This is a genomic window from Sphingobium phenoxybenzoativorans (genome assembly GCF_018286635.1).
Taxonomy (GTDB): Bacteria; Pseudomonadota; Alphaproteobacteria; order Sphingomonadales; family Sphingomonadaceae; genus Sphingobium; species Sphingobium phenoxybenzoativorans.
Genome location: NZ_CP073910.1, coordinates 4,018,833 through 4,044,574 on the forward strand (window position 1 = coordinate 4,018,833; position 25,742 = coordinate 4,044,574).

The 25,742-nt window shown below is 64.1% G+C and carries 32 protein-coding genes; 9 read left to right on the forward strand and 23 right to left on the reverse strand.

The genetic code is table 11. From position 1 onward, the window contains the following. Window positions 1-31 precede the first annotated feature (31 nt). Entirely contained in the window at window positions 32-1,216 is a 1,185-nt protein-coding gene (locus KFK14_RS19930) for an efflux RND transporter periplasmic adaptor subunit (protein ID WP_212608923.1), read from the reverse strand. A 276-nt stretch (window positions 1,217-1,492) separates the two neighbouring features. On the opposite strand from KFK14_RS19930, the gene KFK14_RS19935 reads away from it, so the two are divergent. Then, on the forward strand, window positions 1,493-1,741 hold the full coding sequence (locus tag KFK14_RS19935) for a GlsB/YeaQ/YmgE family stress response membrane protein (RefSeq protein ID WP_212608924.1): 249 nt from the start codon (window positions 1,493-1,495) through the stop codon (window positions 1,739-1,741). A gap of 63 nt (window positions 1,742-1,804) precedes the next feature. On the opposite strand, the gene KFK14_RS19940 is transcribed toward KFK14_RS19935, so the two are convergent. From KFK14_RS19940 to KFK14_RS19950, 3 genes are all read right to left on the reverse strand, one after another. Then, window positions 1,805-2,059, reverse strand: coding sequence for a GlsB/YeaQ/YmgE family stress response membrane protein (locus tag KFK14_RS19940; RefSeq protein ID WP_070158252.1), 255 nt, complete (start codon window positions 2,057-2,059; stop codon window positions 1,805-1,807). A 215-nt stretch (window positions 2,060-2,274) separates the two neighbouring features. Further along, complete coding sequence (gene sciP / locus KFK14_RS19945; protein WP_070158253.1) at window positions 2,275-2,574, reverse strand: CtrA inhibitor SciP; 300 nt, start codon at window positions 2,572-2,574, stop codon at window positions 2,275-2,277. Window positions 2,575-2,683: 109 nt separating this feature from the next. Beyond that, the gene (locus tag KFK14_RS19950) at window positions 2,684-3,013 is read right to left on the reverse strand and encodes a hypothetical protein (RefSeq protein ID WP_212608925.1); all 330 of its coding nucleotides are present in this window, start codon (window positions 3,011-3,013) and stop codon (window positions 2,684-2,686) included. 80 nt (window positions 3,014-3,093) lie between these two features. On the opposite strand from KFK14_RS19950, the gene mnmA reads away from it, so the two are divergent. Next, window positions 3,094-4,200, forward strand: coding sequence for a tRNA 2-thiouridine(34) synthase MnmA (gene mnmA, locus KFK14_RS19955; protein WP_212608926.1), 1,107 nt, complete (start codon window positions 3,094-3,096; stop codon window positions 4,198-4,200). A 297-nt stretch (window positions 4,201-4,497) separates the two neighbouring features. After that, the gene (locus tag KFK14_RS19960; RefSeq protein ID WP_212608927.1) at window positions 4,498-4,800 is read left to right on the forward strand and encodes a hypothetical protein; all 303 of its coding nucleotides are present in this window, start codon (window positions 4,498-4,500) and stop codon (window positions 4,798-4,800) included. A gap of 271 nt (window positions 4,801-5,071) precedes the next feature. Here KFK14_RS19960 and KFK14_RS19965 read toward each other — a convergent pair whose 3' ends face one another. Next, window positions 5,072-5,437 carry a hypothetical protein gene (locus KFK14_RS19965; RefSeq protein ID WP_246524716.1) on the reverse strand — a complete coding sequence of 122 codons (366 nt, stop codon included), beginning with the start codon at window positions 5,435-5,437 and terminating at the stop codon, window positions 5,072-5,074. A gap of 88 nt (window positions 5,438-5,525) precedes the next feature. Here KFK14_RS19965 and KFK14_RS19970 point away from each other — a divergent pair, with 88 nt between their 5' ends. After that, window positions 5,526-6,629 carry a serine hydrolase domain-containing protein gene (locus tag KFK14_RS19970; protein ID WP_212608928.1) on the forward strand — a complete coding sequence of 368 codons (1,104 nt, stop codon included), beginning with the start codon at window positions 5,526-5,528 and terminating at the stop codon, window positions 6,627-6,629. Window positions 6,630-6,765: 136 nt separating this feature from the next. Here the strand turns inward: KFK14_RS19970 and KFK14_RS19975 are convergent, their stop codons facing one another. The 15 genes from KFK14_RS19975 to KFK14_RS20045 all read right to left on the reverse strand — a co-directional run bounded on the left by KFK14_RS19975 (window position 6,766) and on the right by KFK14_RS20045 (window position 19,167). Further along, a complete protein-coding gene (locus tag KFK14_RS19975) occupies window positions 6,766-7,128 on the reverse strand; it encodes a hypothetical protein (protein WP_212608929.1) in 363 nt (120 codons plus the stop codon). A gap of 101 nt (window positions 7,129-7,229) precedes the next feature. Further along, window positions 7,230-8,228 (reverse strand): quinolinate synthase NadA, encoded by a 999-nt coding sequence (gene nadA, locus KFK14_RS19980; protein WP_212608930.1) that lies wholly within the window; start codon window positions 8,226-8,228, stop codon window positions 7,230-7,232. Next, window positions 8,228-8,962 carry a DUF4230 domain-containing protein gene (locus KFK14_RS19985; protein ID WP_212608931.1) on the reverse strand — a complete coding sequence of 245 codons (735 nt, stop codon included), beginning with the start codon at window positions 8,960-8,962 and terminating at the stop codon, window positions 8,228-8,230. Before KFK14_RS19985 ends, nadA begins: the two co-directional genes overlap by 1 nt. After that, on the reverse strand, window positions 8,959-9,840 hold the full coding sequence (locus KFK14_RS19990) for an MBL fold metallo-hydrolase (protein ID WP_212608932.1): 882 nt from the start codon (window positions 9,838-9,840) through the stop codon (window positions 8,959-8,961). The genes KFK14_RS19985 and KFK14_RS19990 overlap by 4 nt, the downstream gene beginning before the upstream one ends. A gap of 61 nt (window positions 9,841-9,901) precedes the next feature. Continuing rightward, window positions 9,902-10,711, reverse strand: coding sequence for an SDR family NAD(P)-dependent oxidoreductase (locus KFK14_RS19995; protein WP_212608933.1), 810 nt, complete (start codon window positions 10,709-10,711; stop codon window positions 9,902-9,904). Window positions 10,712-10,829: 118 nt separating this feature from the next. Continuing rightward, window positions 10,830-12,440, reverse strand: a complete 1,611-nt coding sequence (locus KFK14_RS20000) for a M56 family metallopeptidase (RefSeq protein WP_212608934.1) — start codon at window positions 12,438-12,440, stop codon at window positions 10,830-10,832. Next, the gene (locus tag KFK14_RS20005; RefSeq protein WP_070157144.1) at window positions 12,437-12,805 is read right to left on the reverse strand and encodes a BlaI/MecI/CopY family transcriptional regulator; all 369 of its coding nucleotides are present in this window, start codon (window positions 12,803-12,805) and stop codon (window positions 12,437-12,439) included. Before KFK14_RS20005 ends, KFK14_RS20000 begins: the two co-directional genes overlap by 4 nt. A gap of 453 nt (window positions 12,806-13,258) precedes the next feature. Continuing rightward, on the reverse strand, window positions 13,259-13,591 hold the full coding sequence (grxD, locus tag KFK14_RS20010) for a Grx4 family monothiol glutaredoxin (RefSeq protein ID WP_070157145.1): 333 nt from the start codon (window positions 13,589-13,591) through the stop codon (window positions 13,259-13,261). Window positions 13,592-13,635: 44 nt separating this feature from the next. After that, on the reverse strand, window positions 13,636-13,869 hold the full coding sequence (locus tag KFK14_RS20015; protein WP_070157146.1) for a BolA family protein: 234 nt from the start codon (window positions 13,867-13,869) through the stop codon (window positions 13,636-13,638). A gap of 3 nt (window positions 13,870-13,872) precedes the next feature. Next, complete coding sequence (locus tag KFK14_RS20020; protein WP_070157147.1) at window positions 13,873-14,196, reverse strand: DUF1476 domain-containing protein; 324 nt, start codon at window positions 14,194-14,196, stop codon at window positions 13,873-13,875. Between the two features lie 60 nt (window positions 14,197-14,256). Then, window positions 14,257-14,850 carry a 3-isopropylmalate dehydratase small subunit gene (gene leuD / locus KFK14_RS20025; protein ID WP_212608935.1) on the reverse strand — a complete coding sequence of 198 codons (594 nt, stop codon included), beginning with the start codon at window positions 14,848-14,850 and terminating at the stop codon, window positions 14,257-14,259. Window positions 14,851-14,982: 132 nt separating this feature from the next. Beyond that, a complete protein-coding gene (leuC, locus tag KFK14_RS20030; protein WP_070157149.1) occupies window positions 14,983-16,416 on the reverse strand; it encodes a 3-isopropylmalate dehydratase large subunit in 1,434 nt (477 codons plus the stop codon). A 66-nt stretch (window positions 16,417-16,482) separates the two neighbouring features. Continuing rightward, window positions 16,483-17,169, reverse strand: a complete 687-nt coding sequence (locus tag KFK14_RS20035; protein ID WP_212608936.1) for a glutathione S-transferase family protein — start codon at window positions 17,167-17,169, stop codon at window positions 16,483-16,485. 81 nt (window positions 17,170-17,250) lie between these two features. Then, entirely contained in the window at window positions 17,251-18,228 is a 978-nt protein-coding gene (locus KFK14_RS20040) for an NAD-dependent epimerase/dehydratase family protein (RefSeq protein WP_212608937.1), read from the reverse strand. Window positions 18,229-18,276: 48 nt separating this feature from the next. Next, on the reverse strand, window positions 18,277-19,167 hold the full coding sequence (locus KFK14_RS20045) for an HAD family acid phosphatase (protein ID WP_425516633.1): 891 nt from the start codon (window positions 19,165-19,167) through the stop codon (window positions 18,277-18,279). Between the two features lie 221 nt (window positions 19,168-19,388). On the opposite strand from KFK14_RS20045, the gene KFK14_RS20050 reads away from it, so the two are divergent. Both KFK14_RS20050 and KFK14_RS20055 read left to right on the forward strand, forming a co-directional pair. Beyond that, window positions 19,389-20,348 carry an IS1595 family transposase gene (locus KFK14_RS20050; RefSeq protein WP_212608938.1) on the forward strand — a complete coding sequence of 320 codons (960 nt, stop codon included), beginning with the start codon at window positions 19,389-19,391 and terminating at the stop codon, window positions 20,346-20,348. 169 nt (window positions 20,349-20,517) lie between these two features. Next, window positions 20,518-21,165 carry a hypothetical protein gene (locus tag KFK14_RS20055; protein WP_212608939.1) on the forward strand — a complete coding sequence of 216 codons (648 nt, stop codon included), beginning with the start codon at window positions 20,518-20,520 and terminating at the stop codon, window positions 21,163-21,165. A 139-nt stretch (window positions 21,166-21,304) separates the two neighbouring features. On the opposite strand, the gene KFK14_RS20060 is transcribed toward KFK14_RS20055, so the two are convergent. The 3 genes from KFK14_RS20060 to thiS all read right to left on the reverse strand — a co-directional run bounded on the left by KFK14_RS20060 (window position 21,305) and on the right by thiS (window position 23,157). Further along, complete coding sequence (locus KFK14_RS20060) at window positions 21,305-21,487, reverse strand: CsbD family protein (protein WP_070157152.1); 183 nt, start codon at window positions 21,485-21,487, stop codon at window positions 21,305-21,307. Window positions 21,488-21,591: 104 nt separating this feature from the next. Beyond that, the gene (locus tag KFK14_RS20065; protein WP_070157153.1) at window positions 21,592-22,044 is read right to left on the reverse strand and encodes a MarR family winged helix-turn-helix transcriptional regulator; all 453 of its coding nucleotides are present in this window, start codon (window positions 22,042-22,044) and stop codon (window positions 21,592-21,594) included. 108 nt (window positions 22,045-22,152) lie between these two features. Next, window positions 22,153-23,157: a sulfur carrier protein ThiS gene (gene thiS, locus KFK14_RS20070; RefSeq protein ID WP_212608940.1), complete on the reverse strand. Its 1,005-nt coding sequence runs from the start codon at window positions 23,155-23,157 to the stop codon at window positions 22,153-22,155. 125 nt (window positions 23,158-23,282) lie between these two features. Here thiS and aroQ point away from each other — a divergent pair, with 125 nt between their 5' ends. From aroQ to accC, 3 genes are all read left to right on the forward strand, one after another. Beyond that, window positions 23,283-23,723, forward strand: a complete 441-nt coding sequence (gene aroQ / locus KFK14_RS20075) for a type II 3-dehydroquinate dehydratase (protein WP_070157154.1) — start codon at window positions 23,283-23,285, stop codon at window positions 23,721-23,723. A gap of 83 nt (window positions 23,724-23,806) precedes the next feature. Then, on the forward strand, window positions 23,807-24,283 hold the full coding sequence (gene accB, locus KFK14_RS20080) for an acetyl-CoA carboxylase biotin carboxyl carrier protein (RefSeq protein ID WP_212608941.1): 477 nt from the start codon (window positions 23,807-23,809) through the stop codon (window positions 24,281-24,283). A 7-nt stretch (window positions 24,284-24,290) separates the two neighbouring features. Further along, window positions 24,291-25,637 carry an acetyl-CoA carboxylase biotin carboxylase subunit gene (accC, locus tag KFK14_RS20085; RefSeq protein WP_212608942.1) on the forward strand — a complete coding sequence of 449 codons (1,347 nt, stop codon included), beginning with the start codon at window positions 24,291-24,293 and terminating at the stop codon, window positions 25,635-25,637. Window positions 25,638-25,742: the final 105 nt, after the last annotated feature.

Sequence of the window (25,742 nt, forward strand, 5' to 3'; positions counted from 1 at the left end):
CCTCTTCTGCCCGCGCTGCGCCTTTACGCGCCTACTTTACGACCTTCTGCAATTCCGGTTTCACCAACTGCCCCGGATTCAGGAACGCGCCGGCCGAAACAACCACTTTCTCGCGCCCGGTCAGGCCGGACGTGATCGCCACCCCCGCGCTGGACACCTGGCCGATCGTCACATCCTGCCTGCGCGCCTTGTTCGCGCCGTCGACGACATAGACATAATTGCCCTTGTCATCGCTCTGCACCGCCGATTCCGGCAGTAGCGGCGCATCGCCCGATCCGCTGACGATGCTGACGCCGGCGAAACCGCCGGGGCGCAGCGCCGGATCGAACTTCAGCGCGACGCGGGCGATGCCCTGCCGGTTCAGCGGATCGACGACCGGCGAAATCTGCCAGACATGGCCGGTGAAGCTTTTCGCGCCGCCGACCGGCGTGACCGTTGCGGGAATGCCGACCTTCAATCGCGCAAGGTCGCCCTCGCTGACCTGCGCCAGCATTTCCATCTCGCCGCCCTTGGCCATGCGGAACAATACGCCCGTACCGGCGGCGACCACCTGGCCCGGCTCCACGGTCCGCGTCAGCACCAGGCCCGCGGCGGGCGCGCGAATATCCAGGCGTCCGGTGCGCGCCCGCTGTTCGCCCAGTTGCGCGATGGCGACATTCACCCGCGCATCGGCGGCGTCGCGCGTCGCCGTGCGGCGATCAATGTCGGCCTTGGAAATGAAGCCGCGGCCGACCAGCGCCTTGGCGCGTTCCAGCTCGGCCTGCGCCAGCTTCGCGTCGGCGCGCGCTACCTCGACCTGCGCGGCGAGCGAGCGGATTTGCTCCGACTGCACGGACCGTTCGATCACCGCCAGCGTCTGTCCCGCGCGCGCCCAGTCGCCCGGCTGCACCAGCACGCTGACCACCTGTCCGCCCTCGCCCACGACAGCGACCGGCATTTCGACCCGCGCGGCGAGCGACCCGGTGGCGCTCACGGTCCGCTGGACGGACGACTGGCCCGGCACCACGACCGTCACCACGGGCGCGACGGCGGCTGCGCCATCGGCGGGCGTTCCGGCCGCATCGCCGCCACGGCCGCGTACGACCAGCGCAGCGATGATCAGGGCCACCACAATCGCAGCGAACAGCAGCAACATCCGCCGCTTGCGCCGACGGGCCATTTCGTCGTCGAATTCGGCCATGGCCGCATCACCCGCAAGCTGAGTTTCGAAATTCATTGCCCTGCACTCATTTCCCAAGCGGCGCCTGCCGCTTCCCGACTGTGTTATATGAATATATCACCGCGCTCAAGCCAAAAACGGCTGGCGCTCTCGCGTGCTTTTATGGCGGCCCTTGGCGCAGGAGATGCCCGCAGAACGGACGATATGCAAGTATGCGCATGGGTCAGGCGTATCGATTCCGGAGGAATGTTGCAGGCAAGGAACAGATTGCAATCGCCGCGGCAACGGCCATTATGCCGCCCACGCAACGAACTGCGGGAAACGGGGTGGCGGATGGAATTGATGGGCTGGATATTCCTTGGTCTTGTGGCCGGGGCCATCGCCAAGTTCATCATGCCCGGCCGCGATCCGGGCGGCTGCATCGTGACGATCCTGCTCGGCATCGCCGGCGCGCTTCTCGCCGGGTATCTGGGCCGCGTCGCCGGCTTCTATCAGGAAGGGGAAAGGGCGGGCTTCTTCGCCGCGATCCTGGGCGCCGTCCTCATCCTGTTCGTCTATCGCCTGCTCATGCGGCGGTCATGAAGCCGATATGAAAAAAGCCGGTCCTCCTGCGAGGACCGGCCCATTTCTCATATTCTGGTCGGTCTAGCGGAGCGAACCGCGACGGACCAGATTGACGATCGCCAGCAGGATGACCGCGCCGACCAGCGACACTATGAAGGAATTCACGGTCAGCACCTGATTGATCGTACCGCCGTTGAAGATCAGCCCGCCGATAAATGCGCCGACAATACCGACAACGATGTTCAGCAAAATGCCTTGTTGCGCGTCAGTGCGCATGATCAGGCTCGCAAGCCAGCCAACAACGCCGCCAATGATCAGCCAGAGAATGATTCCCATGATATGTTACTCCTTCCGAGCTTCCCCACGCCAGGATGTCCTGTTGGGGATATAACCGCGCACGGCGTTCTGTGTTCCCAGACGCCATGATTATATTTCGGTTAAGCAACCATCGGCGGGCGCGTTTCCGGCTTGCAGACGCCGCGCAAAGGAAAAGGCCGCCGGTCGCGATGGACAGGCGGCCTTTGTCGCGGCTGTAACGCCGGCTGCGCGCGTCAGTATTTCTGCTGACGCTCGTACAGCGATTTATAGTGCTGGATGCGCGTGACGCGCAGGCCCGGCATGCCGGACCGGTCGACGGCGCGCTGCCATCCGGCGAATTCCTCCAGCGTCAGCGAATAGCGTTCGCACGCCTCGTCCACGCTCAGCAGCCCGCCATTGACGGCAGCGACGACCTCCGCCTTGCGCCGGACCACCCAGCGGGTGGTCGTGGGCGGGGGCAGGCTGTCGAGTGTCAGCGGCTCTCCCAGCGGTCCTACCACCTGGGCAGGGCGAATCTTGTGATTCTCGATCATTCTCACCTCAAATAACGGCACGGGGGCCTTTCGGCCTGTGGTCGGTCCACCTATTCCATGACAGCATTGAACATCGGCTAAAGCGCCACGGTAAACGCTGTCTTCATTTTTACTTCCCCACCATTAATTGCTCAGAAATCAGGATGTTGAATGCTCCTCCCAGGACAGAAAGATCCTGCGCCGCGCCCCCGCGCGGTGCAAAGACTTCCGTCAGGACCGCAATGCGGTCGCCCTCCGGGGCATTTTCATGCTCCAGGGACTCGACGGCGCGCACGGTCGGGCTGGCCGATTGCGAAGCGGCGCAGGCCGCCAGCAGCACGGGCAGATCGAGCGACAGCAGAGGGGTTGCCTCCGCCGCCGTGCGCTCCTGCATCCGGGAAAAACTCAAATCCATGAAAGCCTTAGTAGGCGGCAAAGGATAAAGGCCGGTAAATCCCATGGTCACAGACCGTTAGGGCGGGTGAAGGCTTGATTAAGGCGGCTGGAAAATGGCGGATTTCCGGCCTATATGCCGCTGTCATGCAAGGAGAATTTCAGATTGAGCCGCCATTTTCGGCCCGCAGGATCGTGGTTGCGATGTCCGGCGGGGTGGATTCGAGCGTCGTTGCGGCGCTTGCCGTCCAAACCGGAGCGGAAACAATCGGCGTCACCCTGCAGCTTTACGATCATGGCGCGGCGACCGGGCGGACGGGCAGTTGCTGCGCCGGGCAGGATATTCGCGACGCCCGCGCCGTCGCCGACCGGCTCGGCATCGCCCATTATGTGTTCGACCATGAAAGCCGCTTCCGCGACACGGTCATCAACGATTTCGCCGACGAATATATGGCCGGGCGGACCCCCATCCCCTGCGTGAAGTGCAATATGGGCGTGAAGTTCACCGACCTGTTTGCCCTTGCCCGCGATCTGGGCGCGGATTGCCTCGCCACCGGCCACTATGTCCGCCGGGTGCTGGGGCCGCAGGGCGCGGAGCTTCATCGCGCCGCCGACCCGGCCCGCGACCAGAGCTATTTCCTGTTCGCGACGACGCAGGCGCAGCTCGACTATCTGCGCTTTCCGCTCGGCGGCCTGCCCAAGCCGCAGGTGCGGGAGATCGCCGCCTCGCTCGGCCTGTCCGTCGCGCTGAAGCCTGACAGCCAGGACATCTGCTTCGTGCCGGACGGCGACTATGCCGCCATCGTCCGCAAGGTGCGCCCCGACGCCGATGACGGCGGAGACATCGTGCATGTCGATGGCCGGGTGATGGGCCGGCACAAGGGGCTGATCCACTACACCGTCGGCCAGCGCAAGGGGCTGGAGATCGGCGGCCAGGCCGAACCGCTCTATGTCGTCCGCCTCGACGGCGCGGCGCGGCAGGTGATCGTCGGGCCGAAACGGGCGCTGGCGGTGCGCGCTGCGGTGATAGAGGACGCCAACTGGCTGACGGACGATCTATCCGGGCCGGTGCTGGCCAAGGTCCGATCGATGGCGAAGCCCGTTCCTGCGCGACTGGACGGCGGCCGTCTGCTTTTCGACAGTCCCGAATATGGCGTCGCCCCCGGCCAGGCGGCGGTGCTCTACGACGGCGACCGCGTGCTCGGCGGCGGCTGGATCGCGCAGACGGAAGCGGCGGAACTGGAACCGGCGTGATGTTCGGCAGCGTGGCGCTGAGGGAGAGGTCGAGTGCTGCCGCGTCTAGGCGTTGAATTATGACAGACGGCAGTTAGCGACCGAAAGTGCAAAGTCCCACTCTGCTATCGACCGTCATCCCGGCGAAAGCCGGGACCCATATCTCCCCCTTGCCAGCCGCCTGCCTAAAGCGAGATGGGTACCGGCTTTCGCCGGGATGACGAATAACGGCGCCATCATTCGACCAATTGTGGCCATTCTCATCTGCGATTTTACTACTCAATAGCTGACGGCTTTCGACCCTGCTATCTGGCAGTAATGAAGCAGCTCAAAGCATTTTCCGCATGGCTAGATCGAGACTGGACGCGGCGAGGCTACAACCCCATATTTGCGTTCGGTCAACGACTGATATGGTGCGTTCCCGTCCTTGCTATTGGCCTCGTCGGGTATTTATTCGGCGCAGAGCCGGGCGATGTTCTTTATGATTGGGGCTTGCCGGTAGGGATGGCATTGAGCTTGATGCTCATGGGCTGGTCTGGCTATCGCTGGTTTTCCGGGTATAGCCGGACTGACTGGCAAGAAAAACAGGCCCGGAAGCGACGAAGAAAAGAGCGGCTTTAGGTTTGCTGCCTGCGTTTGCGTCGCCAAACCTGCCAGTCGGCTTCCCACCCACTCCCGCCGTACACTCCCCTCCCTCATAGGGAGGGGTCGGGGGTGGATGCGCCGCGTAAGCGGCGTTCTTCGGGATGGCTCGGATGCTCACTTCGTTCGCGACCCACCCCCAGCCCCTCCCCATGAGGGAGGGGAGCATCTTTTCCCAATCCGTCACCCCAGCGTCCGCTGGGATGACGTAGAACAAGCAGACCGTCCCCTAACAACCCTCCCGGCCCCCTCACCCCACTGGGTCGAGCAAACACCCAAACCCCGCCCTGTACCGCGCCGTGCGCTTCGCCATCATCGGCACGCTGCCCGTCACCGCCTTGCCGTCCGGATCATCCGAAATGGTGACGATCTCCATGCCCGGCTCCGTATCGCCCTTGCAGCTTTCCGCCGTCCGCCCCTCGACATAGCGGCAGGAGCAGGTCATGCGCGCGCCATAGGCCGCGCCGACCGCCGCCCGCGCCTGCCACAGGCTCCACTTCCACGCGAACAAAGCGACAAGCAATATCGCCGCCGCGCCCGCGACATAGGTCCATAGCGGCCGCCGCCCTGCTCCGGCCCCCATTCCCCTTGGGCGAATGATCTTATTTTCCGGCATAGCCAGCCCCCCCAAGGCGCTTTCGAAACGGCGCTTTTCGATTCGACGGGAGATTCCACCCGGCGAATTTTCCCTCTAAGGAGGCGCGATGAACAGCAAAAGCCGCCTTCGCACAAGCCTTGCCATCGCGGCTGCCCTGTTTCTGGGTTCGGCGAGCAGCGGAATCTCGCAAGCGCCGCTGCGCTACACCGTCGCCCCCGATGCGGCGGTGGGTGGCGACGCCCTGCGCGCCGCCATCGATCCGGTGTTCGCGTCGGACGTTGGCGAGACCCGCGCGTTGCTGATCCTGCATAATGGCCGCATCGTCGCGGAACGCTATGCGCCGGGCTATGGGCCGGACAGCAAGCTGCTCTCCTGGTCGATGGCCAAGACGGTGACGGCGGTGCTGACGGGCCTGATGGTGTCGGACGGGCGGCTGGCGCTGGATGCCCCCGCCCCCGTCCCCGCCTGGAGCGAACCCGGCGACCCGCGCGGCGCCATCACCCTGCGCCAACTGCTCACCATGTCGTCGGGCCTCGACCATGTGGAGGATGGCGATCCCATCGCTTCGGCCGACACCATCCGCATGCTGTTCACCGACGGTGCGCAGGACATGGCCGCCTATGGCGAGGCGAAGCCGATCGCAGACCGCCCCGGCAGCGCCTTCAACTACAGCAGCGTGACGAGCGTGATCCTGAGCGACGTGCTGACCCGCATGCTGACCGACAGCCCCGATCCCGAAACCCGGCGCGCGGCGATGATGCGCTTCATCGACGGGCGATTGAAGGAGCCTGTGGGCCTGTCCAGCCTGACGCCGGAGTTCGACGCGCGCGGCACGATGATCGGCGGCAGCATCATGCACATGACCGCGCGCGACTATGCCCGCTTCGGCGAGTTCCTGCGCGAACGCGGCCGCGCCAACGGGCGGCAGATATTGTCGGAACGCTGGATCGATTTCATGACCACCCCGTCCGCGCGCAATGGCGGCTATGGCGGGCATATCTGGCTGAACCGGGAGGGCGCGGACAATGTGCTGTTCCCCGGCCAGGGTCCGGCAAGCCTGTTCGGCTGCGTCGGCCATAATGGCCAATATATCCTGGTCTCGCCGCGTCAGGGCCTGACCGTCGTCCGCCTGGGCGTTTCGACATCGGAGGAACGCATGGCGCTGCGCCCCGCCCTCGCCCGCATCGTGCAACTGTTTCCGGGCGGCTGAAGCGCGCCGATCTCGCGCCGTTCGGGCTGAGCGAAGTCGAAGCCCTCCGCTGAGCGCAGCGAAGCGCCTCACTCCGTTCGGCCTAGCCCTTCGACTTCGCTCAGGGCGAACGGGGCCTTATTCGGGACCACCCTTCTCAGCTATTGCGCGCCTGACGCACCATCGCACGCAGATACTGGCCCTTGGTCCATGTCTCGACCGGCGTGGTTTCCAGCAACTCCTCCGGGTCGACCGCCATCAATTGTTGCTCGGCGAAGCGGAAGCCGTCGGTCCATTTGTCGCATTCGCGCTGGAAATAGATGGCCGACCCGTCCTCCAGCTTTCGCAGGACGTTCGAATGCACCCGCTCGGCGGCCCAGGTCGAACAGCTTCGCCGGTGCCGGGCGAAATGCTGCGCCACCACATCTTCCATATCGCCGGTATATTCCAACGCCAATCCGGCCAGCAACTGCTTCGCCGCCAGCCGATCGACGCTCCAGACACGCGAATCGTCCATCATCTGTCCCCCAACAACCCCGTTGGAAGACAGCCACAGTTAACGGATTTTAGTCAATCCCCCCGATGCCGGGGGGTGTACCATTGTCGTACCTTTATGGCGCCCTATTGCCGCGCGCCGATATCCCCCTGCCCCACAGTGCCGCTCGCCATCTCCAGCATCCGGTCGAGGCTCTTCTTTGCCTGCAAACGCAGCCCCTCCTCCATCTCGATGCGCGGCTCCAGATCGCGCAGCGCGATATAGAGCTTCTCCATCGTGTTGAGCGCCATATAGGGGCAGATGTTGCAGTTGCAGTTGCCGTCCGCACCCGGCGCGCCGATGAAATTCTTGTCCGGCACCGCCTTCTGCATCTGGTGGATGATGTGCGGTTCGGTCGCAACGATCAGCGTGTCGCCCGGCATCGTCTTGGAAAAGTCCAGGATGCCGCTGGTCGACCCGACATAGTCGGCATGGTCGACGATATAGGGCGGGCATTCGGGGTGCGCGGCGACCGGCGCGTCGGGATGCTGCGCCTTCAGCTTCAGCAGTTCCGTCTCGCTGAAGGATTCATGCACGATGCACACGCCCGGCCACAACAGCATGTCGCGGCCCAGCTTGCGCTTCAGATACCCGCCCAGATGCTTGTCGGGGCCGAAGATGATCTTCTGCTCCTTCGGAATCTGCGACAGGATCTTCTCGGCGGACGAGCTGGTGACGATGATGTCGGACAGCGCCTTCACCTCGGCCGAACAGTTGATGTAGCTCAGCGCGATATGGTCGGGATGCGCCTCCCGGAACGCCTTGAACTGGGCGGGCGGGCAACTATCCTCCAGGCTGCATCCGGCGTCCATGTCCGGCAGCACCACGATCTTCTGCGGCGACAAGATTTTGGCCGTCTCCGCCATGAAGCGCACGCCGCAAAAGGCGATGACGTCCGCGTCCGTCTCCGCCGCCTTGCGCGACAGTTCCAGCGAATCCCCGACGAAATCGGACAGGTCCTGAATTTCCGGCTTCTGGTAATAATGGCCCAGGATGACGGCGTTGCGCTCCTTGCGCAGCCGGTCGATCTCCGCGCGCAGGTCAAGCCCTTTCAGGCTGCCGCCTATTCCGCCTCGTGCGTCCATTATTCGTGAGTCCCTTGTTCGGCCGGCGTGTGGGCGCCGCCTTCTGGTTCCTGATGGGCATTCTGGACCTGCGCATTGTCCGCCTGTCCATGGTCCTGCTCTTCCGAAGCCGCCTCCTGCGCTTCGTCGGCGAACTTGGCAACCACTGTCGCCTTTACGCCCGCTGCTTTCAGCGGCATGGCGAAGCTGCGCTCGATCGCCGAACGGGTCGCGTCCCGCGCCAGCCGCATCGGCACCTCGCCCTTTGCCTGTTTCATCAGTTCGTCCTGCCCGCGCTTGCGGTTGGCCGCGTCCAGCGTCTCGCCCGCGTCCGTCAGCGCCATCAATATGCCGCCGCCGTCATATTGCTTGATCCCGTCAATATCGACCTCCGGCCCGGCCAGTATCAGCGGCGGCAAGTTGACGGTCAGGACATTGCTCTCCTTGTCCCACTTCACATCCTTGGGCTGCAGCTTGTTGAGGTCGATCTCGTACCGGACGGTGCCCGGCATGATCATGGTCTTTTCCGCCTTCAGGCCCAGCCGCTCCTGCGTCGATGTCACGACCGCGACGAAGCTCGCCATGAAGGCAGTCAGCCGCGCCTGTTCGCGCAGGCCCAGCAGGCTGGCGGTGGCGATGCTCTCCACCTTGCCGTCCATCTTATCCTCGACGCCCTTCTGGAAATAATAGGCGCCGCCAAAGGCGATTCCAAAGACGACCAGAATGACGACCAGCAGGCCGATGATCGTTTTCATGCGGCGACGGTCTCCCAAAGGCCGTTTTGCTCGCGCACGACGCCGCGGGCTTTCAGGTCCAGCAGATGCGCCAGCACCGACCGCCCCGCCGCCGGGTGCAGCCGCGGATCGACGCCCTTGTACATTTCCTTGACCATATCGGGGATCGCCGCGCCGCCCGGTTCGCGCAGGTGGCGGACGATCTGCCCCTCGCGATGCTTGCGATGGCCCATCATGCCCCGCGCCAGCCGCTGGGGATTATCGACCTGATCGCCATGCGCCGGATAATAAACGGCGTCGTCCCGCTCCACGAGCCGCTGCATGGAGCGCATATAGTCAGCCATATCGCCATCGGGCGGCGAAACCACCGTGGTCGACCAGCCCATGATATGGTCGCCGGTGAACAGCGCATTTTCTTCCAGCAGGGCAAAGCACAGATGGTTGGACGTGTGCCCCGGCGTCGCCAGCGCCTCCAATGTCCAGCCTTCGCCGGAAATCTGTTCGCCATCCGTCAGCACCCGGTCCGGGCGATAGTCGGCGTCGAACGCAGCATCCGCGCGCGGCCCGTCGTCCATCAGGGTCAGCGGCGCGCAGCCGATGATCCGCCCGCCCGTCGCCTCCGCCAGCGGCCGCGCCGCCGGGCTATGGTCGCGATGGGTGTGGGTGCACAGGATCGCCTTCACCGGCCGCCCGCCGATCGCGCGTTCCAGCGCCTCCAGATGTTCGGGAATATCGGGACCGGGATCGATCACCGCCAGCTCCGTCGTGCCGATCAGATAGGTCTCTGTCCCGGTATAGGTGAAGGCGGATGGATTGGGGGCCAATACGCGCCCGACGAGCGGAGAAAGCTGCGCAAGGATGCCGGTCGGCAGTTCGGCCGTTTCGAAGGGCAGTGTCATAGTCCCCATGTGCCATTTCGGCGGCGGATTTCAAGCGCCGCCGAAATGGAGGCATTCGCGGTCAGGCGGTTTCGCTGGTCCGGTAACGGTTCGCGGCGCGATTGCGGGACAGTTTCATGGCCAGGCCCAACCGGATTTCGGTCAGCGCGTCAAACTCCTCAATCTCCTCCAGCGGCGGAATGGTCACCGTCTCGCCCCGGTCGAATCCCGTCAGCGCGGCATCGACCAGTTCATCGACGCCCATCACCATTTCGGGGGGCAGGTCGTCGGCGCTCGTCCCGGCGCTTTCCCAGATTTCGGTGCGCGTCGCGCCGGGCAGCACGGCCTGCACCCGCACGCCCTTCGGCTCCAGCTCATTGGCCATGGATTGGGAGAGGTTCAGGATGAACGCCTTGGTCCCGCTATAGACGCCGCCGAACATCTCCGGCGCCAGGGCCAGGACCGATGCGACATTGATGATCGCCCCGCCCCGCGCCGCAAGCCCCGGCGCAGCAACAGCGGCAAGGCGGGTGGGCGCAACGACGTTCAACTGGATCAACCGGTCATAGGCGTCGGGGTCGCCATCCAATATGCCGACGCCGGTTGCTGCGCCCGCATTGTTGACCAGCGTGGTGATGGTTTCATCCTCGCGCAGCCGGGCCTCCACCTTGGCCAGATCCGCCTTGTTGGTGAGGTCTGCGGCCAGCACGTCCACCTTGACGCCGGTCTCGGCCCGCAGCCGTTCCGCCAGCGCGGTCAGCTTGGCCGCGTTGCGCGCGACAAGGATAAGGTCGTTGCCGCGCTTGGCGAACCTGTCGGCATAGGTCGCGCCGATCCCTGTGGATGCGCCCGTGATCAGGATGGTGCCTGCGGCGGCCTGTGTGATGCTCATAACCTGTCTCCCTGTTCGGATTAGATGATGGTCATCATATATAAATGCCGCTTCCTTCAACAAGGAGCGCCGCAGAAATTATTTTCTCCCTTTCTCCATCCCCCGTCAATCTGTCCCGTCAATCGATCCCGGCCTGCAGCCGCGCGATCTCCTTGTCCAGATCAGCGACGACCTGCGCCCGGATCGCCGCGCTCATCGCCCGGTCGCTTGATCCCTGCGCCCGCGCCACGCCTTCGCGGGCCTTGCGCAGACCGGCCAGAGCCGCCTGACGCCCTTCCACCTCGCCGCGCCGCGCCTCGGCCTGCGCCATCCGCGCTTCACGGCGGGCGTCGGCGACCGCCCGGCGGCAGATCATGATCTGCACATGTTCGGCCCGGCCATTCGCGCCGGTGGTCGTCCGCGTCGTGACCGGCCCGTCCGCGCCGCAGCCCGGCACGACGTCGATCCGGGGGATCATCGCCGCAATCTCCCTGGCCGTCGGGATGCCGCTAAGGTCCGGCGGCGTCGGCGCAATGGGGGCCATGGGCGGCACGGGCGCTATCACCGGGGCGGGCGGGGACATGCCCGTCACTGCCTTCGGCGCAACCGGCGCTGCGGGGGCGGCGGGCGCTGCGGGCGCGGCTTCGACAGCGGCCACGGCGTCATCGCGCATAGCCCCACCCGCAGCCGCATTCGCAGGCGCGGATACCGTCGCATTCCCCGTCGCCTTTTCCCCGCCGGCCAGGGGCATGAAAGACGCCATCTTCGCCAGCCGCGACTCCCGCACCGTCTGCGAAACCTCGGCCATCTGCCGCGCCGCGCCGCTGCCCGAAGCCGTCAGCGCAAGCCCGGTCACGGTGATCGCGGCCATGACGGCCATGCCCCAGCTTATCCGGCGGAGCGACACGCTATGGGATGCCAGCATCTTCAATCTCCCTTTCAGATTGTCCACTGTCCTTAAATGGCAGGCGGCGGCGAAATGCCGTCCGCTCGCGGCCTTCAATATTGCGCGGCCATAGACGGCCGGGTTTGCGCCCGCATGCCGGGCCAGCACCAGCGCGTCGCAGGCCAGTTCCTGATCCGCCCGGAATGCGCGATAGGCGATCCACGCCAGCGGATTGCACCAGTGCAGCGCCAGCAGGGCCAGCGCCGCCATATTCGCCGCCAGGTCGCCCCGGTCGTGATGCGCGCATTCATGCGCCAGGGCGAACGCCCGCTCCTCCGCATCATAATGGTCGGCAAAATCAATGGGCAGCACGACATATTTGCGGAACACGCCAAAGGCGAGCGGCCCGGACGCATGGGCGCTTTCGATGATCGTCACTCGCCCTTCCCGGCCGATCACCTCGCCATCGGACAGCAGCCGCCGGCGGAACCGGATATATCCGGCGATCTGGAACCCGGCGAATACTATGGCCCCGGCCATCCAGAGCGCGATCGCCATTTCGACCCACGGCAATCCGGCATCGCCGCCCGGCGTTCCGGCTTGCTGGTGAAAGACGACCAGCGCGCCCTGCCCCAAGCCCTGGCTCAAGCCCTGCCCCAAACTCTGCCCCAATCCCTGCGGCAGCGCGGTCGGCACCACGCCGCCCGTCGGCAAGGGCGGCAACAGCATGCGCAGCACGGGCAGCGCCCAGAGCAGATAGGCCGCCCGCGCCCCGAACAGATGCGCCGCCGGTCTGCGCAGCATCATGACCAGCGCCATCAGCAACGCGGAGGCGGCCAGCGCCTCGACCATCCAGCCCGTCATGCCTTCAGCTCCTTCAGCAGCGCCTCAATCTCGGCAATGTCGTCGGCGGACAGCCTGTCCTGCTTCGCCAGTTGCGCGACCAGCGGGCTGAGCCGCCCCCCGAACAGCCGGTCGAGCAGCTTGCCGGATTCCCCGGCGACATAGACGTCGCGCCCGACCAGCGGCCGGTAGAGGAACCGCCGCCCATCCTGTTCCGCCGCGATGATCTCCTTGGCCAGCAGGCGCGACAGCAATGTCTTGACGGTCTGGATGCTCCATCCACGCCCCGCCGCCAGCCGCTCCGCGACATCGGCGGCGGTCAGGGGCGACTGCTCCCACAGCGCCTCCATGACCGCATGTTCGGCTTCGCTGATCTTCTCATGCATATGCGTGCGCCCGACTCGTTATCGACTACATGTGTAATCGAATACGACTACAATTGTAATCGGTCAAGAAATTGTCGATGCAGTTTACAGATCGTGCGACCGGCATGCGGGCGTTAACCACTGCAACCCCGCTTTTCCGCGGCCAGCGGCATCTGGCACGCGCCATGCGTGGTTGGGGCTGTTCCTACCCGTAGAATAAAGGGGATGTGGCGCAGGTCTCCGCGCCGCATCCCCGCCCCGGGTGACCTCAACAACGCACGACGTCCGTTTGGGCTGAGCCCTTCGACTGCCTGCAAGGCAGGCGCTCAGGAGAGCCTTGTCGAAGCCCTGTCCTTCACTTGAAAAGGAGTGCAGCCCTTCGACAAGCTCAGGGCGAACGGTAGGCAGGCGGACAAAGATAAAAAAGGCCGCCCCTCCACCCGGAGAGACGGCACCTTCCCTGTCCAGCACTGTTCACTCCGCCTTGGCGACGCCCTCGTCGGCCATCAACTGGCTCAGTTCGCCAGCCTCATACATTTCCATCATGATGTCGCTGCCGCCGACAAATTCGCCCTTCACATAGAGCTGCGGGATGGTCGGCCAGTCGGAAAATTCCTTGATGCCCTGGCGCACCGCCTGATCCTGAAGCACGTCCACACTGTCATAGGCGACGCCCAGATGCTCCAATATGGCCACGGCGCGGCTCGAAAAACCGCATTGCGGGAAAAGCGGCGTGCCCTTCATGAACAGCACGACGTCGGACGCTCCCACGATGGCGGCGATACGCGCATGTACGGCATCAGTCATTGGCTTGGGTCCATTCTGTCACGATGATTGCGTTTCGTTGCCGGTTAGTTGGGAACGGCGGTTGTCAGTTGCAAGGCATGCAGCACGCCGCCCATCCGCCCGCCCAGCGCCGCATAGACGGCCTGATGCTGCTTCACCCGGCTCACGCCGCGAAAGCTTTCGGACACGACGCGCGCGGCATAATGGTCGCCATCCCCGGCCAGATCGGTAATCTCGACCTCCGCGTCGGGAATGGCCGCGCGGATCATGCCCGCAATATCGTCGGCCGCCATGGGCATGGCTTATTTCGGCTCCATGAACTGGCGGCGGGCGATCGCCGTCTGCTCCTCCAGCGCGGCGCGCACGGTCGGCTCGTCCACATCGACCCCGGCGGAGGTCAGATCGCCGACCAGCTTGCGGATCACATCCTCGTCGCCCGCTTCCTCGAAATCCGCCTGGACGACGGCCTTGGCGTAGGCGTCGGTTTCCTCGGCGGTCAGGCCCATCTTCACGGCCGCCCATTCGCCCAGCAGGCGGTTGCGGCGGGCGGTGATGCGGAACTGGATTTCCTGATCATGCGCGAACTGATTCTCGAAAGCCCGTTCGCGGTCGTCAAAAGTGGTCATTGAATATGGCCCTGTTTTCTGTGCGTGTCGTTCCCGACTGCCATAAGGCGCGCGGCCGCGTTAGGCAACGGCGGCAGAAACCCACGGCCTGTCCGCCTTCACCTTCGCCTCATAGGCGCCGATCCTGTCCGCCTCGGCCAGCGTCAGGCCGATCTCGTCCAGCCCGCCCATCAGGCAGGTCTTGCGGAACGGATCAATCTCGAAGGAGAAGCGATCCTGGAAGGGCGTCGTCACGCTCTGCGCATCCAGGTCGATATGGATGGGGTCGGTCTTGGCCACGTCCATCAGGCGGTCGATGGCCTCCTGCGGCAGCACCACGGTCAGTATGCCGTTCTTGAAGGCGTTGCCGGAGAAGATGTCCGAAAAGCTCGGCGCGATCACGGCCTTCACGCCCATGTCGTTCAGCGCCCAGGCGGCGTGCTCGCGGCTGGACCCGCACCCGAAATTGTCGCCCGCGATCAGGATCGGGCTTCCGGCATGGGCGGGATCGTCGAACACATTGGCCGGGTCCTGGCGCATCGCCTCGAAAGCGCCTTTGCCCAGGCCCGCACGGCTGATCGTCTTGAGCCACTTGGCCGCGATGATCATGTCGGTGTCGACATTCTTGACGCCCAGCGGATAGGCGCCGCCTTCAACAATACTGACTTTATCCATTACTTACCCCGAACAGCGCGCATCTCCTGCGGCGCATCTGCAGCGCGCCCCAGGCTGGCGGCCATCACCGCGCTGGCCAGCGCGCCCAGCGCCAGCAGCCAGAATGCCTTCTTCATGCGACCACTCCCACCATTATCGGCTCATTAATTCGCGAACATCGGCCAGGTGGCCCGTCACCGCCGCCGCCGCCGCCATAACCGGCGACACCAGATGCGTGCGCGCGCCCGGACCCTGCCGTCCCATGAAATTGCGGTTGGACGTGGACGCGCAGCGCTCGCCGCTCGGCACCTTGTCCGGGTTCATGCCCAGGCATGCCGAACAGCCCGGTTCGCGCCATTCGAAACCGGCTTCGGTGAAGATGCGGTCCAGCCCTTCGGCCTCCGCCTGGCGTTTCACCAGGCCGGACCCCGGCACGACCAGCGCCTGCTTGATGCTGCCCGCGATATGGCGTCCCTCGATCACGGAGGCGGCGGCGCGCAGATCCTCGATCCGGCTGTTGGTGCAACTGCCGATGAAGATATGCTCGACGGACACGTCCTGCATCCGCTGCCCCTTCGTCAGCCCCATATATTCCAGGGCCTTTTCCGCCGCGGCGCGCTTCGACGCATCGCTGAAGCTTTCGGGATCGGGCACGCTGCCGGTGATCGACACCACATCCTCCGGGCTGGTGCCCCAGGTGACGTTGGGCGCGATGTCGGCGGCGTCGATGAACAGCGACTTGTCGAAAACCGCGCCTTCGTCAGTGACGAGCGATTTCCACCAGGCGACCGCCGCATCCCATTCCGCGCCCTTCGGCGCCATCGGGCGGCCCTTGAGGTAAGCGAAGGTCTTTTCGTCCGGCGCGAACAGGCCGGACCGCGCGCCGCCCTCGATCGCCATGTTGGCGACGGTCAGCCGTCCCTCGATCGACATGTCGCGGAAGGTGGAGCCGCGATATTCGATGACATGGCCGGTGCCGCCCGCCGTACCCGTGCGGCCGATAATCTCCAGCACGACATCCTTGGGCGTCACGCCGAAACCCAGCGTCCCCTCGACCCGGACTTCCATCGTCTTGGATTGCTTGAGCAACAGCGTCTGCGTCGCCAGCACATGCTCGACCTCGCTGGTGCCGATGCCGAACGCGATCGCGCCCAGCGCGCCATGCGCCGCGGTATGGCTGTCGCCGCACACCATCGTCGTGCCCGGCAGGGTGAAGCCCTGTTCGGGACCGATGACATGCACAATCCCCTGCTTCTCGTCGGTCGGGCCGATATAGGGGACGCCGAACTCCGCCACATTGCGCTCCAGCGCCGCAAGCTGTTCCGCGCCCTCCGCATCGGCGATGGGGATGCGCTTGCCCTGCGCGTCCACGCGCGCCGTCGTCGGCAGGTTGTGATCCGGCACCGCCAGCGTCAGGTCCGGCCTGCGCACCTTGCGCCCGGCCATGCGAAGCCCCTCGAACGCCTGCGGGCTGGTCACTTCATGGACCAGATGCCGGTCGATATAGATCAAGCAGGTGCCATCGTCCTTACGCTCGACGACATGGGCGTCCCAGATTTTTTCATACAGTGTGCGCGGCTTTGTCATGACAGCCCCCTAAACCCATCGCGCCGATGGTAAAAGGGGGTGATTCCACCCTGGAGCGGAATTTTCTTACGCTGTGCGATAGTCGGCCAGAACCGCCCCGCACGCCGCAAGCTCCGCCTCATGGCTTGCCTCGCGCCAATCCTCGGCCAGCGCTTCGGCCTCCCATTGCTGCATGGCGGGGTGCGCGAGCATGCGATCGACCCATGCCTGCCCGGCCGCGCCAACCTCCAGGCCATAGGTTCTCACCCGGAACGCCACCGGCGCGAAAAACGCATCCACGGCGCTGAAATCCGGCCCGGCCAGCCATGGCCCGCCAAAGCTGTCCAGCCCCTGCGCCCACAATTCGGCCAGCCGCCCGACATCCTTTTGCAGCGCCGCCGACATCGCCTTGGGCTTTACCCGCACGCCGACATTCATGGTGCAGTCGTTGCGCAAGGTGGAAAATCCGCTGTGCATCTCCGCCACCGCGCATTGCGCCCATGCGCGGGCGGCCTCATCCTGCGGCCACACGCCGTCATGACGGTCGGCGAGATAGAGGGCGATGCCCAGCGAATCCCAGATGCTGCGCTCTCCGTCGATCAGCAGCGGCACCTGCCCGGTCGGGGAAAAGCTGCGGAAATCCTCATAATTGACCGGCTTGGTGAAGGGTTCGACCCGGTCGGTGAAGGCAATGCCCAGCGCCTTCATCAGCACCCAGGGGCGCAGCGACCAGCTCGAATAGTTCCGGTTCGCGGTGATCAGCGTATAGGCCATGCTCAGTCTCCCTCCCGCGCCGCTTAGGGCCGCGTCCAGGCGCGCGGCAAATGAAAATCCGCGCGGCTTGACAAGCGCCGCTTATGATACGCCCGCGCGTTCCTTGGGCGAGACATAGCCGGGATCATGATCGAACGGCGGCGGCGCGCCATCCCGCAAGGCGTCGAGGATCGACCGGAAGTCCGTGCGGCAGCGGAACCCGATCAACCGCTCCGCCTTCGCCGCATCATAAATCCGGTCGATATGCGCGGGCAGCGACCATCCGGCCTTCGCATAGAGGGCCGCCGCATCGGGGAAATGCCGGGCGATCACCGCAGGCGCGTCGGCGACCAATTGCTCCGCATCCTCCCGCGAAAAGGGCGTGGGCGCGGACAGGACGAACGTCTCGCATCCCAGGCCCGGCGCATGGTCCAGCGCGGCAAGATGCGCTTCCGCCGCATCCTCCACCGTCAGGCGGCGGTTGAGGAACTCGTTCGCCTTAGTGTTGGGGCCGTCATGGGCGATCTCATGCGCCATATCGTCATCCTCCGGGAAGAAACGCCCGGTGCGCAGGATCGCGACGTTGATGCCATGCTCCAGATGATGAAGGCGGCACAGATGCTCGGCCGCCAGCTTCGTCACGCCATAGATGTTGCGCGGCTCCAGCGGGCCGCTCGTCTCGTCCAGCCAGGCCGCACTGCGCGCGCCGCCCGATTTCCCGGCGCGAATGGCCTTGCTGATCATCAGCGACGTTGTGGAGGTGAAGATGAAACGGTCATGCCCCGCCGCAACCGCCGCTTCCAGCAGGTTGAGCGTGCCGGTGACGTTCACCTCCACGAACGCCTGCGCCGGATAGCGTATGATGTCCGGCTTGTGCAGCGCGCCCGCATGGATCACCGCTTCTATGCCATGGTCGGCGAAGGTCCGGTCGATCAGCGCCCGGTCGGCAACGCTGCCCACGACATGCGTATCGACGCCCTGCGCAACGTCCAGCCCGACGACATCATGCCCCGCATCGCGCAGGCGCGGCGCCAGATAGCGGCCCAGCCAGCCCGACGATCCGGTCAGAAGTATCCGCATGCCTGTATTCCCGATCTCAACTACGCTTCGCCTTGACGGCCCCGCGCCTCACTTGCCGTCCGTCGCGGCGGGCGGGTCCCATCTCTTGCCAGCCGGAAACACTTCCTCGAACCCGCCCTTCAGGCCGCTGCCATAGACGGGGTTGGGCAGCGCGAACCAGCCATTGCCCCACATCTTCGCCGCCATGCCCCGGATCGCCGCCTGCCGCCGTTCCGGCACGGACGCGATCTGGTTGAACAGGTCGGAAAAATCGCCAAGCTGGTCGCCGCCCAGCGCGATCACGCAATATTTCCCGGCGATCGTCCAGCGGCGGCCGTCCTTCTTCGATCCCGTCGCATCGTCCCCTTTCAGGAACAGCGTCTCGCCATGCACCGCCTTGCCCAGCCCGGCATTGGCGATGGCCTGCGCCGTCGCATCGGCATTGGCGGCCGCGCGGTTGGTGTTGAAAATCACCGTCACGCCCATGCTGCGCAGCGCATCCACGGCGTAGACCGCGCCGGGGACCGGGCTGACCTGTCCCGCCCCGGTCTTTTCCCACTGGTCCCAGATGGCGTCGTTGAACCCCTGCCCCGTGCGCGCGTCGAAATATTCGAAGCCCAGATTGAGCACCAGCGTCTCATCGACATCGAATATCGCCGCGAACGGTTTTTGCCCGCACGGCGCGAATGCGGGCGCGTCCAGACTCGCGCCCTGCGCCAGCACCACGCTGTCCACCGGACGCGCCTTCACTTGCTCCCCCGCATAGTTCAGCAGCGCCCGGAACGCCTGGATCGAAACCGCCCCGGCCTCCCCCGATCCGTAAAGATACTGCATGTTTGCGGGCGGATTTGCCGGTGGCGCAGGCATCGCGGCAGGCGGCGTCGCAGACGTGCAGGCGGCCAGCGCCATTGCAGGCATCAGGCCCGCGATCCATCCCGCTTTCCGGTGGGGTTTCATCATGATCGCCTCCTGCTGACCGTAGAGGCGGACATAGATTTGCACCCGGCGGCGGTCAAATTCTGCAGGAGGGAGGAGGCGGAAAGTGCAAATCCGCCAACCGTCACCCCGGGCTTGACCCGGGGTCCCGCTGCCTTGTGCCGCACCTGAAGAAAAGCGGGACCCCGGATCAAGTCGGTAATGATATACTTGACAAAGCAGTCCTCATCCCGTAGTCAGGGTGCATGGATATCACCGCACCCCGCTTCACCGACGAGACCACCGCCCGCGAGCATCTTGAGGCTCTGCGTTGGCCGGAAGGTCCGTATTGCCCGCACTGTGGATCGTTTGCGGCGACGCGGCTCCCGGCGCAGCGTGGTCGTCCTACGAAGGCTCACCCGGAAGGCGCGATCCGCGCTGGCGTGATCCAGTGCAACGATTGCCGCCAGCAGTATTCGGTGACGGTCGGCACGGTGTTCGAAAGGAGCAAGATCGCGCTCCACAAGTGGGTTCTGGCGACCTTCCTGCTGTGTTCGTCCAAGCGCGGCATGTCGAGCCACCAGCTCGCCCGAATGCTCGGCGTGACGCAGAAAACGGCGTGGTTCATGTCGCACCGTATCCGCGAGGCTATGCGCCCCACGGAAGGCGAAGGCCCGCTCGGCGGCGAAGGCAAAGCCGTTGAGGCGGACGAGACCTTCATCGGCGGCAAGGAGAAGAACCGCCACAAGAGCAAGCGCGCCGTGAAACGGATGGGCGGTAGCTGGGGCAAGGAGACCGTGTTCACGCTGGTCGAGCGCGACGGCAAGGTCCGTTCAACCCACGTCCAGAGCGTGACCGCTGCCAATCTTCGCCCGATCCTCGTCAGCCAAGTGGACAAAGCTACAATGCTCTACACCGATGACGCAGGCCAGTATCGCCACATGAACCGCGACTTCCGCCATGAAGTCGTGAATCATGGCAAGGACGAGTATGTGCGCGGCAAGGCGCACACGAACACCGTTGAGGGTTTCTTCTCGATCCTCAAGCGCGGCATCACTGGCACCTATTACCATCTGAGCGCTGAGCATCTGCACCGCTACTGTGTCGAGTTCGACTTCCGCTATAACACGCGCAAGGGCACGGATTTCGAGCGCTGCATGACGGCCCTCAAGGGCATCACTGGTCGCCGTTTGACCTATCGGCGGTCTGCTCAAGTCGTCGCCTGAGAAAATCGGACATCCGACCAAGCGCGGCGAAAAGCGAAAGCGTTACTTGCGCTGATCATTCCCCGGCTTTTCTTTCGGACTCGACTCTTTCTCCGGTTTGTGCGGCTTAGGTGGCGTACTCAGCATACGGCGGAGTACGTCATCTTCTATCTGCTGGTCGGTGTCTGACATGATCGAACTTACTCCTGAGAATATTCAACATATACGGACAAACGAGCTGCCAAAACGCCAGTCAGAAATGTTCCATGACGTTGGTTATTTCATTACTTGGTATTCCGTCGCCGAACTAGGCATAACCGCATTGCTAGCGGTGGCGTCAGGCTCGAGAGATTTGATCAAATTCGATATATTGTGTGGGGGAATGGACTGCCGGGTAAAGATTGAACGTTTGCGTAAGTGCGTCAACGCAACGTCAAAAATAGGGAAAAATCTCGACGCTCGCCTTAAATACATGGACGAAAAGGCTCGTCCGATTAGAAATCGCCTTGCCCATAGTTCATTGACACACGCCGAGTCCGGGCCACAGCGATACTACGCGTCCTCGATCGCCTCCCTTCCTTGGAAAGAATTGGGAATGGACAATCCGGCCCCGTCAAACCCGCCAATTACAATTATGCCCGAGCAACTACTGGGATGGGGAACGTGGTTCAATCATTTCTATATGGATTTAAGCCAAGCATTTAATCTTGCGATTGCGACCGGAGAATTTGAAATAAAGAATCCGACGACCAAGGTGCCATCGGCAAATCGGGCCAACAATCCTGCGCGAGTTGCTCGCGCCAAACGCAATAAGCCTTCTCAAAAGTATCAGCAGTAATAAGCGCCAGCCTGTCGCTTGACTTTTCAGCACATTCTGTTCGCTTTGTCATGTATATAATCCCCGATCAAGTCCGGGGTGACGAATGGACAAGGAGCGCCCCGGCAATATCGGGGCGCTCATATGATTGCAGCAATGTTTAAACCTTGTCGCCCAGCGCGCCCTTGATGCTGCCGGCCAGTTTCTGGGCCTTGCCTTTCAGCTCCTGGCCCTTGCCTTCGGCCTTCTGGTCCGGGTCGTTGCGCGCTTCACCCGCGGCCTGCTTGGCGTTGCCGGCCGCCTCATTGGCGTAACCCTTCGCCTTGTCGATCAGTTCGCCCATGATGAATCTCCTTGATTTACATGGCGATGCGCGTCCTGCGCTCGCTCATATACACCAATGTCTCACGGGCCGGACCGTTCCCGATCCTTAATGTTACAAAATGTTTAGAAACCGCCCAGCGCAGCAAAACGGTCGATAAAGCGCACGATCTGCTCACGGCCCTTCGCCGTCAGGAGGAGCAGCTTGCGGCGATTGTCGCTGGCGTCACCGACCCGTTCGATCGTCCCGTCATCGACCAGCATCTGGATCGCCCGCAGCGCAGTCGTCTGCGGCGCGCGGGAGGCGAGGCAGGCGTCGCCCACCGACACCCGGCGCCCCTTGCACTCGCTCAGGAACATGTCGATCAGCAGGTTGAACGGCGCGTCATGGATGATGCCGTCGAAACCGTCTTGCCGCAGGGCGCAGAAACGCTGCACCTTTTCGGCCAAAATCTGGCGGGAATCGCCCTGCATCCGCGTGCCCGCGGACGTCTTGATGCCCGATCCGATGAACGGCCAGTTATCGTCGCGTCCGGCCGTATCCGAACCGCGGCTCCATTCTCTCATTTCCAAACTCATATGCGACCTCCCGGTAGACCCATCCGGATGAGGGGGCATAATGGTTTCCAAAATCCTGCTAATCCAGCCGGACCGGCGCGGCTTTAGACTAATGAATTAAGGGTTGGATCAAATAAGCCCGGCCAGCGGGCTGGAGGGGTCGGCATACATGCGCCGCCCCATGCGCCCGGCGCGATAGGCCAGGCGGCCCGATTCGACCGCCCTTTTCATCGCGCCCGCCATCATGATCGGGTCGCCCGCCTCGGCAATGGCGGTGTTCATCAGGACGCCGGTGCAGCCAAGCTCCATCGCCACGGCGGCGTCGGACGCGGTGCCCACGCCCGCATCGACCAGCACCGGCAGCTTGGTGCCCTCCACGATCAGGCGGATCGTCACCTTGTTCTGGATGCCCAGGCCCGATCCGATCGGCGCGCCCAGCGGCATGATGGCGACCGCGCCCGCATTCTCCAGCCGCTTCGCCGCAATGGGATCGTCGACGCAATAGACCATCGGCTTGAAGCCTTCCTTGGCCAGTATCTCCGTCGCGCGCAGCGTCTCGTGCATGTCCGGATAAAGCGTACGCGCCTCGCCCAGCACCTCCAGCTTGACCAGATCCCATCCGCCCGCCTCGCGCGCCAGCCTCAGCGTCCGCACGGCGTCCTCGCCCGTGAAGCAACCGGCCGTGTTCGGCAGATAGGTGACTTTCTTCGGATCGATATAGTCGGTCAGCATCGGCGCCTTGGGGTCCGACACATTGACGCGCCGCACCGCCACGGTGACGATCTCCGCGCCCGACGCCGCCAGCGCCGCCGCATTCTGCTCGAAGCTCTTATATTTGCCGGTGCCGACGATCAGGCGGGAGCGGAACGTCTGGCCCGCCACGGTCCAGCTATCCTCGTCCACCGGCGCGCTCACATCGCCTCCACCAACAAAGTGCACGATCTCCAGCTCGTCGCCATCCTCGACCAGCACCTGGCCCAGCGTGGAGCGCGGCACGATCTCCAGATTGCGCTCGACCGCCACTTTCTCCGGCGCCAGTCCCAGTTCGTTCGCCAGATCGGCGATGGTCATGCCCTGCCGCACCCGGCGATGCTCGCCATTGACATGGATGGAGATGGTGCCGTCTACGCTCAAGCTGCTGTCCCTTCGCGAAACCTGTATCGACTTACCGATATGAGCGGCTAAGAGGGGCAAGCCGCTGGCGGGCATATAGGGATGGATGCGGCGATCCCGCAACAGGCAAACGGGGACAGAAGGCCATGTCGGATACGCGCAAGATATTCGTCCTCAACGGTCCCAACCTCAATCTGCTGGGCACGCGGGAACCGGAAATCTACGGCTATGACACGCTGGACGACATTGCCGACCGGCTGGAGGACGCCGCCCAGCGCGCGCATGTGGAACTGGATTTCCGCCAGTCCAATCATGAAGGACATCTGGTCGACTGGCTGCATGAGGCGAATGAGGAAAGCGCCCATGCCGTGCTGCTCAACGCCGGGGCCTTCACCCACACGTCCGTCGCCCTGCATGACGCCATAAAGGCCGTGAAAGTGCCGGTGATAGAGGTGCATCTGTCCAACCCGCACACCCGCGAAACCTTCCGCCACAAAAGCTATGTCGGCATGGCGGCGAAGGGAACCATCGCCGGTTTCGGGGCGCTTTCCTACATGCTCGCGCTGGAAGCCGCGCTGGAGCTTTAGGTTCGCCAACGGTTGCGCTTCGGGAAAAACCGCAATAGGCGCATCCCCCACAAGCGAAGAATAAGCCTTCCGAAGGGTCAGAAATGAACGACAAGCAGGACAAGAGCGAAATGCGGGTGGACGTGGGCCTTATCCGCGAACTGGCGGAAATGCTCGACACCACCAACCTCACGGAGATTGAGGTTGAGGATGGCGACCGGAAGATCCGGGTCGCGCGCACCGTGACGGCCGCCGCTGCTGCGCCGGTCTACGCCGCCCCGGTCGCCGCGCCCGTCGCTGCGGCCGCCGCCCCTGTGGAGGCAGCGCCGTCCGCGGCCCCCGCCGCCGCCAATGCGGTCAAATCCCCGATGGTCGGCACCGCCTATCTCGCCGCCGATCCCGATGCGCCGCCCTTCATCCGCGTCGGCGCGCAGGTGAAGTCCGGCGACACGCTGCTGATCGTCGAGGCGATGAAGGTCATGAACCAGATTTCCGCGCCCGCCGCCGGCACGGTGAAGGCCATTCTCGTCGAAAACGGGCAGCCGGTCGAATTTGACCAGCCGCTCGTCGTCATTGAGTAAGCCGACCATGAGCATCGAGAAGCTGTTGATCGCCAATCGCGGCGAAATAGCGCTGCGCATCCATCGCGCCTGCCATGAAATGGGCATCAAGACGGTGGCGGTCCACTCCACAGCCGACGCCGACGCCATGCATGTCCGCCTGGCGGACGAGGCGATCTGCATCGGGCCGCCCGCCGCCAAGGACAGCTATCTCAACATCGCCAACATCATTTCCGCCGCCGAAATCTCCGGCGCGGACGCGATCCACCCCGGCTACGGCTTCCTCTCCGAAAACGCGCAGTTCGCGGAGATTGTCGAGGCGCACGGCATCGCCTTCGTCGGCCCGAAGCCGGAGCATATCCGCATCATGGGCGACAAGGTGGAGGCGAAGCGCACCGCCGGCGCGCTCGGCCTGCCGCTCGTCCCCGGCTCGGACGGCGCGATCAGCGACATTGGGGAAGCCAAGGCGATCGCGAAGAAGATCGGCTATCCCGTCATCATCAAGGCCGCCTCGGGCGGCGGCGGGCGCGGCATGAAGGTGTGCGAGTCCGAAGACCAGCTCGAAACCCTGATGCTCCAGGCGGGCAGCGAAGCGAAAGCCGCATTTGGCGACGCGACCGTCTATCTCGAAAAATATCTCGGCAATCCCCGCCACATCGAATTTCAGGTGTTCGGCGACGGCAAGGGCAACGCCATCCACCTTGGCGAGCGCGACTGCTCGCTCCAGCGCCGCCACCAGAAAGTGCTGGAGGAGGCCCCCTCCCCCGTCATCTCGTCCGAAGTCCGCAACAGCATGGGCGAGGTCGTGCGCAAGGCGATGGCCGATATGGGCTATCGCGGCGCGGGCACCATCGAGTTTCTCTATGAGGATGGCGAATTCTACTTCATCGAGATGAACACCCGGCTCCAGGTCGAGCATCCCGTGACCGAGATGATCACCGGCGTCGATCTGGTCCGTGAGCAGATCCGCGTCGCGGAGGGCCGTCCGCTGTCCGTCGAGCAGGAAGATTTGCGCTTCACCGGCCACGCCATCGAATGCCGCATCAATGCGGAGGACCCCAAGACCTTCGCGCCCTCGCCCGGCACGGTGACCAGCTACCATGTCCCCGGCGGCATGCACGTCCGCGTCGATAGCGGTCTCTATCAGGGCTACAGGGTGCCGCCTTATTATGACAGCATGATCGGCAAGCTGATCGTCTACGGCCGCACCCGCGAAGGCTGCATCATGCGCCTGAAGCGCGCGCTGGAGGAATATGTGATCGAGGGCATGAAAACCACGATCCCCCTCCACCAGAAACTGCTCCGCGACCCGGAATTCCAGAACGGCGACTATACGATCAAGTGGCTGGAAGAATGGCTGGATCGTGAGGAGTAGAACTAGCCATTTGGATCGGGACGGCGATACGTCCAACTGAGGCATTTCACCACCTCCGTTCGTATCGAGCGAAGTCGAGATACAATAGCGCGAGGCTTCTCGACT